Annotated in this window: 14 protein-coding genes; 9 read left to right on the plus strand and 5 right to left on the minus strand. The window is 30.3% G+C overall.

The window, feature by feature from the left end; translation table 11 throughout:
* Nucleotides 1-99 precede the first annotated feature (99 nt).
* The 7 genes from H518_RS0117755 to H518_RS0117785 all read left to right on the plus strand — a co-directional run bounded on the left by H518_RS0117755 (nt 100) and on the right by H518_RS0117785 (nt 5,381).
* On the plus strand, nt 100-873 hold the full coding sequence (locus H518_RS0117755; RefSeq protein WP_028890326.1) for a M48 family metalloprotease: 774 nt from the start codon (nt 100-102) through the stop codon (nt 871-873).
* A gap of 155 nt (nt 874-1,028) precedes the next feature.
* Entirely contained in the window at nt 1,029-1,295 is a 267-nt protein-coding gene (locus H518_RS0117760) for a hypothetical protein (protein WP_028890327.1), read from the plus strand.
* 226 nt (nt 1,296-1,521) lie between these two features.
* A complete protein-coding gene (gene gpmI / locus H518_RS0117765; RefSeq protein ID WP_028890328.1) occupies nt 1,522-3,039 on the plus strand; it encodes a 2,3-bisphosphoglycerate-independent phosphoglycerate mutase in 1,518 nt (505 codons plus the stop codon).
* 6 nt (nt 3,040-3,045) lie between these two features.
* The gene (locus H518_RS0117770) at nt 3,046-3,579 is read left to right on the plus strand and encodes a thioredoxin family protein (RefSeq protein ID WP_051263836.1); all 534 of its coding nucleotides are present in this window, start codon (nt 3,046-3,048) and stop codon (nt 3,577-3,579) included.
* Nucleotides 3,580-3,608: 29 nt separating this feature from the next.
* Nucleotides 3,609-4,412: a type I methionyl aminopeptidase gene (gene map, locus H518_RS0117775; RefSeq protein ID WP_028890330.1), complete on the plus strand. Its 804-nt coding sequence runs from the start codon at nt 3,609-3,611 to the stop codon at nt 4,410-4,412.
* A gap of 3 nt (nt 4,413-4,415) precedes the next feature.
* Nucleotides 4,416-4,613: a hypothetical protein gene (locus tag H518_RS0117780; RefSeq protein WP_028890331.1), complete on the plus strand. Its 198-nt coding sequence runs from the start codon at nt 4,416-4,418 to the stop codon at nt 4,611-4,613.
* The gene (locus H518_RS0117785) at nt 4,614-5,381 is read left to right on the plus strand and encodes a class I SAM-dependent methyltransferase (RefSeq protein ID WP_028890332.1); all 768 of its coding nucleotides are present in this window, start codon (nt 4,614-4,616) and stop codon (nt 5,379-5,381) included.
* Nucleotides 5,382-5,443: 62 nt separating this feature from the next.
* Here H518_RS0117785 and H518_RS0117790 read toward each other — a convergent pair whose 3' ends face one another.
* The 5 genes from H518_RS0117790 to H518_RS0117810 all read right to left on the minus strand — a co-directional run bounded on the left by H518_RS0117790 (nt 5,444) and on the right by H518_RS0117810 (nt 11,540).
* The gene (locus H518_RS0117790) at nt 5,444-5,932 is read right to left on the minus strand and encodes a hypothetical protein (RefSeq protein ID WP_028890333.1); all 489 of its coding nucleotides are present in this window, start codon (nt 5,930-5,932) and stop codon (nt 5,444-5,446) included.
* Between the two features lie 7 nt (nt 5,933-5,939).
* Entirely contained in the window at nt 5,940-6,683 is a 744-nt protein-coding gene (locus H518_RS0117795; protein WP_028890334.1) for a hypothetical protein, read from the minus strand.
* Nucleotides 6,671-8,809, minus strand: coding sequence for a hypothetical protein (locus H518_RS0117800; protein WP_028890335.1), 2,139 nt, complete (start codon nt 8,807-8,809; stop codon nt 6,671-6,673). The genes H518_RS0117795 and H518_RS0117800 overlap by 13 nt, the downstream gene beginning before the upstream one ends.
* An 8-nt stretch (nt 8,810-8,817) precedes the next feature.
* A complete protein-coding gene (locus H518_RS20655) occupies nt 8,818-10,251 on the minus strand; it encodes a tetratricopeptide repeat protein (RefSeq protein ID WP_162143122.1) in 1,434 nt (477 codons plus the stop codon).
* A 314-nt stretch (nt 10,252-10,565) separates the two neighbouring features.
* On the minus strand, nt 10,566-11,540 hold the full coding sequence (locus H518_RS0117810) for an FAD:protein FMN transferase (RefSeq protein WP_043707231.1): 975 nt from the start codon (nt 11,538-11,540) through the stop codon (nt 10,566-10,568).
* Nucleotides 11,541-11,660: 120 nt separating this feature from the next.
* Here H518_RS0117810 and H518_RS0117815 point away from each other — a divergent pair, with 120 nt between their 5' ends.
* Both H518_RS0117815 and H518_RS0117820 read left to right on the plus strand, forming a co-directional pair.
* Nucleotides 11,661-12,509: an OmpA/MotB family protein gene (locus H518_RS0117815; RefSeq protein WP_028890337.1), complete on the plus strand. Its 849-nt coding sequence runs from the start codon at nt 11,661-11,663 to the stop codon at nt 12,507-12,509.
* Between the two features lie 81 nt (nt 12,510-12,590).
* Nucleotides 12,591-12,810 (plus strand): transposase (locus tag H518_RS0117820; protein WP_028888866.1); only part of this gene is annotated, 220 nt, incomplete at its 3' end.

The following is a 12,810-nucleotide window of genomic DNA, read 5'->3' on the forward strand; positions in this document are numbered from 1 at the left end:
GGTAAATTTAAGTTTTTTATAGTTCACAAAAAATCCATATTCGTTAAATTATATATTTTGTACTTTTACCTTTATCACAAAAACAAACAATTCAAAGACATGAGAAATCGCGGAAATTTAAAAATTAGGTTTTTAATTGGTGCAGCAATTGCATTATTCGCTTTAGTAAAGTATTGTTCTAGCGCAGAAGTAAACCCCTACACAGGTAAAAAACAACATATTTCTATTTCACCAAAGCAAGAAATTGCAATTGGTTTAAGTAGTGCTCCACAAATGGCTCAACAACATGGGGGATTATACCCTAGCCAAAAATATCAAGATTTAGTAGATAATATTGGAAAAAAACTAGTAGATAATAGCATTGCCAGAGAATCTGGTTATCCTTTTGATTTCCATTTATTAAAAGATGAGAGAGCCATTAACGCTTTTGCCTTACCAGGCGGGCAAGTATTTATCACTTTTGCTTTGTTTTCTAAACTAAAAAATGAGGATCAATTAGCAGGTGTGTTGGGGCATGAAATTGGTCATGTTATCGGTCGTCATTCTGCTGCTCGTATGGCTAAACAAGATTTAACTCAAGGTTTACTTTCTGGTGCTTCTGTTGGTTTTGACCCTAGTACAGCTCAAGGAATGGCATCTATTGCCAATGTAATTAATATGAAATACGGTAGAGGTGACGAACTAGAAAGTGATGATTTAGGTGTTAAATTAATGATAGATGCTGGTTACAATCCTGAAAGCTTAATTGGTGTAATGGAAATTTTAAAACAAGCAGCTGGCCCTAATAGAACTCCTGAATTTCAAAGCACACACCCAGACCCTGAAAATAGAATTGAAAAAATAAAAGAGGCCATTCGTAAGTACAGAAAATAACTACAAACGTCATTACTTCACTTTGTTCGTAATGACGTTTGTAGCTATTTGATATTTACAGATTGCTTCGTATCTCACAATGACATATTAAAAAATAATTCTGTAACATTTCTAATAAAAAAGCTACTTATAAATATAACTTTAAATGAATAGCTATGAGTTTTGGAGGTGCAGTTTCTAGTATGGTTACCAGCATAAAAAATAATAAAAGAAATCGAAAAAGTACTTTTGAGAAACTAGAGAGCTATCAAAAAGATGACAACGACTCCTTACATTTTACTAAAAATGTTACTGAAAGTGAATTAGAAGAGATTAAATTTCGAGTAAGAAAAGAAAAAAGAAGCTCCTTAATTAAAAATATCGTGTTCTTAATTATCGCCTTTCTATTTTTATACTTTCTAGTTGGTTTTGTTATTTTTTAAAACGCAACAAACAGGATACGAACTATCTTGTATAACATCTATAAAACTGTAAATAAGTCTAGCCCTGATTGAAGCATCTGTTTGAGCTCTTTTTTATTTTTCTTAAAAAAAGCGAGTGCGGAAAGCGGGAAACAGCTTCACCTAATTTATAACAAACAATCGGTTTCGTTATTTTTTAAAAAAGAGCTAAAAATCTTTCTTACTTTTGTTTTTCAACACACAACAAATGAACAAGAAAGTAATTTTAATGATATTAGATGGTTGGGGAATTACCCAAGACCCCAAAGTATCTGCCATATATAATGCAAAAACTCCTTTTATAAATTCGCTATACGATAAATTTCCACATGCTGAATTACGTACAGACGGTGAACACGTTGGTTTACCTGAAGGACAAATGGGAAATTCGGAAGTTGGACACATGAATTTAGGTGCAGGTAGAATTGTATATCAAAACCTTGCTAAAATTAACAAAGCTGTTAAGGATGGTACTTTAGCGCAAGAGACTGAATTATTAAACGCTTTTGAATACGCTAAAAAGAATGATAAAAATGTTCATTTTTTAGGACTACTTTCTAACGGAGGAATTCATTCTCATATAGATCATTTAAAAGGATTATTAACAACTGCAAACGAACATAACTTAAAGAACGTATTTCTTCATGCTTTTACTGATGGTCGTGATTGTGATCCGAAATCAGGAAAGTATTTTATTAATGACATTGAGCAGCATATGCAAAAAACCACTGGTGAGTTGGCAACAATTACAGGTCGTTATTATGCAATGGATCGTGACAATCGCTGGGAAAGAGTTAAACTAACATATGATGCTTTAGTAAACGGAAAAGGTGATTTCTCTACAAACGCCACCGAAAGTATTCAAGAAAACTATACTGAAAAAATTACTGATGAATTCGTGAAACCTATTATTATGGTAAACGAAAACAAACAACCCAAAACAACTATTAAAGAGGATGATGTAGTTATCTTTTTTAATTTTAGAACCGACAGAGGTCGCGAATTAACAGAAATACTAAATCAAAAAGATTTTCCAGATCTTAACACTAAAAAACTACCGTTATATTTTGTTACCATGACAAATTACGATGAAACATTTAAAAACGTTCATGTAATTTACAATAGCGATAATATTGAAAATACCTTAGGTGAAGTTTTAGAAGCTGCAAATAAAAAACAAATTAGAATTGCTGAAACCGAAAAATACCCACATGTAACATTTTTCTTTTCTGGCGGAAGGGAACAGGAGTTTAAAGGTGAAAAACGTTTATTATGCCCATCACCAAAAGTAGCCACGTACGATTTAAAACCTGAAATGAGTGCTTATGAAATTCGCGATGCTATTGTTCCTGAATTAAAGGAAGGAGCGGTAGATTTTGTATGCTTAAACTTTGCTAATGGAGACATGGTTGGTCATACTGGTGTTTTTGAGGCAGCTGTAAAAGCCTGTGAAACTGTAGATAATTGTGTAGAAAGTGTTATTACAACTGCTTTAGAAAATGACTACACAACTATTTTAATTGCCGATCATGGTAACTGTGAAACAATGATGAATCCTGATGGAACTCCTCACACAGCACATACCACAAACCCAGTACCAATGATTTTAATTGACAAAGAGTTAAAATCGATAAAAAATGGTGTTTTAGGTGATATTGCTCCAACTATTTTACGACTAATGAATGTAGCGCAACCTAAAGAAATGACACAACATTCACTTATTTAAAACATTATGATAAAAAAAACAATATACATACTTATTACTTTATTAATCGTCTCTTGTGCAGCTGTACCAAAAAGCCCAGCAAAAAAAGACAAAGACGGAGACTTAATTGGTATTGCTACAAAAAAAGATTTTCAACAGGAACCATACGCTTCAGAATGGTTTAATGACTTTTATAACTACTATGAAATAGACAAAAGTGCCACAGACAGATTAAAGCCTCATTTAAAAGATATAACTATTAAAGGCTTTATGGGAACTTGGTGTGGTGATAGTCAGCGTGAAATTCCTAATTTTTACAAAACGCTAGATCAAGCTGAATTCGACTACAAAAACTTAGAGTTAGTAACTGTAAATCGCAAAAAAAATGCGAACGGTTTAGAAAAAGGATACGATATAATTCGTGTTCCTACTTTTATATTTTATAAAAATGGAAAAGAGATTGGTCGCTTTGTAGAACACCCTGTTGATGGTAGTACAATTGAAGAGGATATTTTTAAAATAATTTCTGGTAAACCATACACACATCCGTATCAAAAATAACCGTAAATTTGCGCCTCAATATTTTTAAGATGATTAAAGCTAAAACTAGAGAAGAAATAGAAATTATGCGCGAAAGTGCATTAGTAGTATCAAGAACATTAGGTATGCTTGCCAAAGAAGTAAAACCTGGAGTCACTACTTTACACCTTGATAAACTTGCAGAAGATTTTATTCGTGAGCAAGGAGCTATTCCTGGTTTTTTAGGATTATATGATTTTCCTAACACGCTTTGCATGAGTCCTAACTCACAAATTGTTCATGGAATTCCTAACAATACTCCTTTACAAGAAGGTGATATCATTTCTATTGACTGTGGTGCTATTAAAAATGATTTTTATGGAGACCATGCTTACACTTTTGCTGTAGGTGAAATTGCTGCAGAAACAAAAAAACTTTTAGATATTACTAGAGAAAGTTTATACGTCGGTATTCGTGAATTAAAGGTTGGTAACCGCGTTGGTGATGTTGGTTTTGCTATTCAAAATTTCACTGAAAAACATGGTTATGGAGTTGTTCGTGAATTGGTTGGTCATGGTTTAGGACGTGTTATGCATGAAGATCCTGAAATGCCAAATTATGGACGCAGAGGTCGTGGTAAAAAATTTATTGAAGGTATGGTTGTAGCTATCGAACCTATGACAAACATGGGAACTCATAAAATATTACAACATAACGACGGTTGGACAATTACTACTTTAGATAATAAACCTTCGGCTCACTTTGAACACGATGTTGCGATTGTTAATGGTAAACCTGAGTTACTTTCAACTTTTAAATACGTACACGAAGCTTTAGGTATTGAAACTAATGAGGAGGATGAGTTTAGAGCTTAAATTATGAAATCAAAGCAAATTATTACTGTTTTTATTGTCGGAATAATTTTTATAATTCTAGCAATTACATTTAAAGTACTTCATTGGATGCTTGCTCCTGAATTACTTGCAATAGGAACTTTACTATTAATAATTTCTTTTATTTTGCTTATCATAAAACTATTTACAAGTAAAAAATTTAAAGACATTTTAAATAAATAATTGAAGATTTTCAAATCCATATTAAATACGATTCCTAGACCCTTTTTAATTAAAGCTAGTTATTTGGCTCGTCCAATAATTGCATGGTGGTTAAAAGGTGATAATTTTACCGATCCTATTGATGGTAAATCATTTCGTAAATTTTTACCTTATGGTTATGGTATACAACGAGAAAATGCACTTTCTCCTTCTACACTATCATTAGAAAGACATCGTTTACTTTGGTTATACTTACAAAATGAAACCGATTTTTTTTCTTCGGATAAAAAATTAAAAGTTTTACATATTGCTCCCGAACAATGCTTTCTAGACATTTTTAGGAAACAAAAAAACTTAGAGTATATTACTTCAGATTTAGAATCACCAATTGCTGATGTAAAGGCTGATATTTGCGACTTACCTTTTAAAGACAATGAGTTTGATGTTGTTTTTTGCAATCATGTGCTAGAACATATTCCTAATGACACCAAGGCAATGCAAGAACTGTATCGCGTTTTAAATACTGGTGGTTTTGGTATTTTTCAAATTCCGCAAGACTTAAATAGAGAAATTTCTTTTGAAGATGACACTATCACCGATCGTAAGGAACGTGCCAAAATATTCGGTCAATACGATCATGTACGCGTGTACGGACGTGATTACTTCAATAAACTTCGTTCTATAGGCTTTAAAGTTGATGAAGTTGACTTCACAAAAAAAATCGCTCCAGAAAAACTAGAACGATTTGCTTTAATGAAAGGCGAAATTTTACCGGTGTGTTTTAAATAATAATCAAGTAAGTACCGTATTAACAGCACCTCTTTTAATTATTTACAGTTACTCACATTCTTCTATTGTTTAATGAAACGAATTCCGTTACATCCATCTGGATCTCCAAATTCAATAAGCAATACAGGTTTATTATTTTTTACATAAACCTGTATAGTTCTTAAACCACCATCAATATCATCTTTTTTATCAAATTTTAAATTCGTTGGCAAGTAATAACAATCTTCTAAACGATTTTCTATAAAATTTTGCCTCCATGTTCCTTTTACATTCACCTCTTTATAATCTTTCATAAAGTCAAATACATTTATAGGAATATTATTCATTTCTATAGTTCCGTCTTTTTTTAAATTTATTATAGAATTATCTATTTTTAAATGATTATTAAATGATTTTTCTACTATATATCTTCCTATAAAAAAACTATCCTCCTGTTTCTCATTTAACTCATCAAGACCAAAATCTAAATTACAAGGAACTACATAACAACTAATAAATAATAACACAGAAAATAAATAAATACTCGATCTTATTGTAATTATTTTTCCCATAAAACCCCTAAAACTCTTTACTTTCTAAATAAGTAATTAATTCTTTTACAGCTTCTATTTTTAATGCATGTACATCTGGGTTTGCTGGAACTATCATGCGATCAATATACTCGTTTTTTACTACTTGATAACTTGTATCTTTCGTAAGCTTCATTAAGACCAAGGAACGCATAAACGAAATAGGATCTATCCAACCTTTAAGTTCAAAAACCTCAATCATTTCCTTTTTTTCACTCTCATTTACATAATTTAAATCATTATTAACATCAAAAAAAGGCAACACTTTATCTCGAATAAAAACTACAAGTAAAGAAGCTATATTTTCAATATCACTTTCTGTATGTAATATAAAACCATTTTTTTCTAGGTCTTTAATTTGCGTACAAATCAAACAATCAGCACTGTTTTCTGATTTAAATTCATTATCATAAAATTCTTTTAAAAGCTCATTATCAGAATAAACAGTAACTGTAGTTTTATGGAATTCAGTATTCATGAATCTTTCATCATAAAACTGATTAACAACTTCTTCTACAAGATTTATTCTTTTTTGAAACCCAATAGATAATTTCTGGTGACTAATAGGGTACGAATTGTAAGTGTTAAAAATAATTCTGTCAAATCCATCCTTGTTTTTTCTAATTAAATCTTTTTTAGATTTGATATATTTAAAACCATTAGCACTAAACTCTTTTTCGAGTTTAGCACCAATAGTATGTATTACCTGATTTTTTGTTATTATTTTTTCCATATTGTTTTTAATGTATTAGCATCAATAATTCCGCTTAAATTATGCGAACGTAAAATTTCTGAAATACCTATAGACTCTCCTTGTTTAAGTAAATCAATTGTTTTCCCATTTACATCTATAAAAGGACCTTTTGACCTTACCTCAATTTTCCTTCCCGCTTTAATAGCATTCTGTAAAATTCTTTGATTTTTACTTAATACATTATGTATTCCGTATTTAGTTTCATTTAAAATAAATTTCTTAGTATTCGTATTGTAAATTAAATCATCAACTATTGAAACCACTCCATCAACTTTCAAATATACTTGATTAAATACTGAATAACCATTAGAACTTTTATATATTGTTTTTAAATGGCTTGACACATACTGCTCAAAAACTCTTCCTTTTAAAAATAAATTCATAACCTGAGGCCAAGTTAACTTTCCTGGCTTAGCTTTAGAAGCATATTGTGCTAATAAATTTTGAAGATTAGGTACTTCAGGAGCAGCAACCAACCCTTTACCTTTTGGCCCTGCTAAATGCGCTAACGCTAATGTTGACACAACATAAGATGCATCTGACAAATCTGCATTAATTATTCTTTCCCATGTTTTATTAATATCAAAATCTAAACTGATTATCTTTAATATTCCTTTCGAAAAATCACTTATAGCTTTATTAGGATGGCTTACTAAGTTCACAATAGAACCTCCTAAATCTTCTGAAGCCCTATGTATACCCCAAGATATTGGTTGACTATTTCTATTGTACTTATCTAATACATAATATTGATAATTTTTAGAATCAGTATATATACCTCCTTCTAAAAACCACCCTGTAACTGTTCCCGTATGTACCCAGAAAAAGAATTTTTCATCGGGTGTAATAAAAGCAAATGCATTACCATTTGCGTCGTTAAAAGCAATTGCATTTTCATGAATCCTAGATGCTCCATTGGTTGTACTAACAATTTGTCCAAAATAATCTGGCTTTTCTTGTTGTAAAAATTCTAAAGTATTTTTAGGAGTACTTTCTGCCGCTATAAGTTTATCTAAAGCTTTATTTTTAACTGTTTCCCACTCAAATATAGCCATACTCTCCGATCCTGGCAGAGCAGGAGGCCTACTATAAATATCAAGTAAATTATAATAATATTGAGCATCAAAAACAGAAATACCACCGTCTCTATTTTTTATTGCATAGTTTTCTACTAAAGAAGGTGTTGCTACTTCTAATTTATTAAATTTCTTAAATAATTTGCTTATTTCTTCTGAATAAGCATAAGGAGGAGAATTGTACTTTTTATAATACTCGTAATTAATTAGAAATTGCATAAAATCTAACTTATCCCGATCATTTAAACGATTATAATAATTATTCTTAGCTGATACAACTATATTATTAACACCAGTCTTACTAAAGGCTTTGTATATATAATTATTTACATGAGTAATAGCTGTATTTTTACTAAATTCTGATACCAAAGGATCCCAATATTTTTTTAATGCCTTTGTACTTTTTAAGTCTTTTAAATACACATTTCCTACTTTAATAAAACCATATTTAGAATTATTAATATTACCCGCTTTTATTTCATTTTCTCTTAATCTTAAAAGCTTTAACTTTTTTTTATGTTCTTTTTGCTTACGAAAACCACTACTTTTTAAATTACTATATTTAGGCTTAGCAATGTTTACACATTTTATAATATTTTTTCTTTCAGAATCGGCAAACAACATGTTCTTTGCTTCATTATAATTTGAAAATTTTTTACCAAACTTAGCTTCAAGTTTATTTTTAATAATATTCAACTGTTTACTATGCCATGCTCTATATGTTCTTCTTGCAGCACGTACAATTAAGTTGTGATTACTTAAAGCGACATTAAAAGATGAAGATGTTGTAAACCTTAAATCCCCTTCACTACCAGTAACGTTACAATTTACGTAGCAAGGAGCTACTGTAAAAATATCTTTTAAAGGTGACCTTCTATTTATAAACTCATCTTGTTTTAATCTTTGCGGTCTTCTTGAATTTGATCTTTGTGATTTTATTCTTAATGGCTTTTCTAAAGTCTGAGAAAAACTCGTTTTACAATAAAACAAAGAGAGTATTACTACTATATTTAAAATTATTCTTTTCATTATTTAGCTTATTTTTTTATTATTACCCTTGTGTTGTTTTTGTTATTTACCACAACACTTACTACATAAACTCCTTTTTTTAATTCAAAACCATTGAAAAAATAACGATGTTCTCCTTTTTCTTTAATTTTTTCATTTTCAATAATTGATATAACATTTCCGTATAAATCATTAACCTGAACCTTAGTTCTAGCCGCATTATTAAGCTTATAAGAAATAATTAAGTCCCTTTCAAAAGGGTTAGGGTACAATTTTATAAAACTATCTTCTTGTTCAGACAATGCTTTTAAAGCCTCATCAGACAATTCTTCTTTACTATTTCCAGCCCCAACTTCTTTAGTTAAAACCAAACTTATTGGCACACCTTTCTCATTCCACTCATTAACATAACTATTTATTTTAATGGTTAAATACGGTGTGTTTTTTAATGTTTTTAATTGCAAATCTCCCGATAATAGTTGATGAGAAAGGCTTTTTGGTATTTCGTTATTAAATGACTCGTGAGATAACTCAATAAAAGTGTTATCAAAATAAATTGAATTATCAAGCTTAATAATTTTATCTTCAATAACATTACCTTTAAAGTTAATTACAGCGAATAACTCACCCGAAACAGCATCTAGCTTTACTTCTAAAGAAACATCACTTTTATCTTCAACAGCACTCTCAGACCAATCTAACTGAACTAATTTACCTTTCCATTTACCAATTAAATTTTCTTCTGAAACAGCAAGAATAGAGTTATTATCTTCTTCATTTATTATCGAAACATCTTCAATATCACCTACCTCTAAATCTTTTTCTTTAACAAGCGTAACAGGCAACATGTTAGTTGTTTTAAAATTGGTTTCTAACAGTTCATTGGCTTTTGGTATATTTTTAGTTACACCATAACCTTTATAATAACATACACCTAACCAATACTTAGCCATAGAGTAGTCGCTTTTCTTAAACCACTTTGTAGCTTCTTCGTAATCTTGAGCAACATTCCCCAACCCTTTTAGATATAAATACCCTAAACTATAAGCGGCTTTATCATTTCCTAATTTTACTGATTTTTTAAACCACTTTCTAGCCTTATTAAAGCTTAATTTACAGCCTCTTCCATATTTAAACATTATTCCTAAATCTGCCATTGCAATAGCATTTTTCTGTTCAGCAGCTTTTTTAATTAAATCAAAAGCTTTTTTGTCAGCCTCTTCAGTATTTTCAAAAGAATACAACCTTCCTAGCAGCAATTGCGCCTTATCAAAACCCTTTTTTGCACAAGGTTTTAAATACTCAATGGCTTTTTCAGGGTCTTTTTTAGTGTATTCATCTCCTTTTAGATAAAACAATGCCTCTCGGTAATAAAAAGAACAATCGTATTGTTCTTGTTCCTGCGCATTTGATGTTAGCGAAAAAAAAGTTAACGCTACCAACATAATTTTTGTGATTTTCATTTTCATATATTAATTATTAAGTTGAATTTTAAATAGCAAGTACCTCTATACACCTCAAAAAAGGTACAATTAAGAATTATTAAAAAGTGTTTCTTTTTTTATTTCTGTAGTATAAGTCTCATAGCTTTTTTTTATGCTAAATTATAGAAATAAATTTTATAGAAAAACAAATATTAACACTATTTTTAATTAGTCTTAATAGTAAAAACACAAGTAATTCATTACAAGCACATTTCACAAAAAAAAATCGCTCCAGAAAAACTAGAACGATTTGCTTTAATGAAAGGCGAAATTTTACCGGTGTGTTTTAAAAATTAGTTTACAAATTCTTGTAAATTATTATCTTTATCATTGTATAATAGAACCACTTTTAGCTCAGGATGCTTTACTAAAAACTCTTTTGTTTTATCTAACCCCATAGCTAAAAAGGCAGTTGCATAAGCATCAACATCAGCACAGTCTCCTTTTAAACGCACAGACACACTTAAAAGATTACTTTCAAAAGCTAATCCAGTTTTTGGATTTACTGTATGCACAATTTTCTCTCCCTTTTCATTCATTTTATACTTCCTATAATTTCCTGAAGTAGCCATAGACTCCCCATCTAATTCTATTACTTTTTGAAGTGATCGTGTACCATCAACATTTGGTTTCTCAATAGCAACTTTCCATAACTTCCCTTCTTTTTTTCCACGTGCTCTTATTTCACCTCCTATTTCGACCAGGTAATTTTCAATATTCTTACGCTCTAAAAACCGTCCAATAACATCAATCCCATATCCTTTTGCAAATGCGTTCACATTAAATTCTATATTAGAATTTTCTCTATAAACCTTTCTTTTTTCAAGCCTTACTTTATCAAAACCTACTCCACTCATAAGCTCTACAACCTCTTCTGAAGTCAAATTTTTCTTTTCTTTTCCCGATCCAAATCCATATGCATTAATTAAACGCCCTATAGTAGGATCAAAATACCCATCAGTTTCGTTGTAAATTCGTTTTGCTTTCTCAAACACATCAACAAACATACCATCAACTACCACAGTAGAATCTCCACTATTAATTTTAGAAATATCAGAAGTTGGTATATAGGTAGACAACGATTTATTTACCAAAGAAAATAAACTATCAATAGACTCCTGATAATCAATTCCGTCCAAATAAGTAATATGATAAGTAGTACCAAAAATCAAACCCTCAAGCTTCGTTTCTTTTATTTTTTTTTCTTGTTTACAAGCAGCTAACAAAAACAAAACTACACTTGCTAAATAAAATATCTTTCTAATCATCCTTTTAATTTATCACAAAAATAATTCATTCTCACTTCATAAAAGATTGTTAATTATATTTTTTATGTACGCATTTTCATAAATTTGCGTTGTTATCACATAATTATAAAACAATACAAAATGAAGAAAATATTTTTATTTATTGCTGCTTCTCTTATATTAGCCTCATGTGCTTCTACTAAAGAAATGGAGGCTCTAAAAGCAAAGCATGAAAAAACAAAGGAAGAATTATTAAATGTAAAAACTAATTTAACGAAGTGCTTGGTAGAAAAAGAAAGCTGCCAAGACAAAGTTTCTTCTTTAAAGAATTCTGTTGGTGACTTGAAAAAAGACAAACAAAACACACTTCAACAAGTAGAAAACTTAACTGTTTTAACTAAAGGAGCTAATGACAACATAAAAGAAACATTAACTCAACTTAGCAAAAAAGACAAGTATATAAATAGAATTAGAGCTGCTGCCTCTAAAAAAGATTCATTAAATTTAGTTGTTGCTTTTCACTTAAAGAAAGAACTACAACAAGGTATTGATGATGAAGATATACAAGTAAACGTTGAAAAAACTGTTGTATTTATTTCTATTTCAGATAAATTATTATTTAAAAGCGGAAGCTATACCATTTCTGAAAAAGCTTCTAAAGTCTTAGAAAAAGTTGCTACGGTTGTTAACGGTCAACCAGAAATGGATGTTATGATAGAAGGTCATACTGATGACACACCTGTTTCTAAAGGATCTAGTATAAAAGATAATTGGGGATTAAGTGTTTTACGTGCAACATCAATTGTTCGTGAATTACAAAACAAATATAATGTAACTCCAAACAGGTTAATTGCAGCTGGTAGAGGTAGCTATGTGCCGTTAACTACAAACGACACACCTGAGAACAAAGCAAAAAACAGAAGAACAAAAATTATTATTCTTCCTCGTTTGAATCAATTCTTTGAATTATTAGAGCAAAAAGCAGAATAACTTACCTCTCTAAGAAAAACAAAAAAACCACTCCTAGGTACACTGCCCCCAAAAAGTTAGACACTATTTGGGGGTATTTTTATGGGCAGAAAAGTCAAGTATGATTATGCATTTAAACTTGAATGTGTAAAATTAGTTTTAGAATCACACTATTCAGCAGCAGCTGTTTCTAAACAAAAAGGTCTAAATGAATCTAACATTCGTAAATGGGTTGGTTTTTACAAAGCCCAAGGGAAAAAAGGGTTATTACCTAGGAATAACAGGAGCTATTCAGCAACTTTCAAGTTAGAAGTCTTACAGA

It is taken from the genome of Tenacibaculum ovolyticum DSM 18103, from assembly GCF_000430545.1.
GTDB classification, from domain to species: domain Bacteria; phylum Bacteroidota; class Bacteroidia; order Flavobacteriales; family Flavobacteriaceae; genus Polaribacter; species Polaribacter ovolyticus.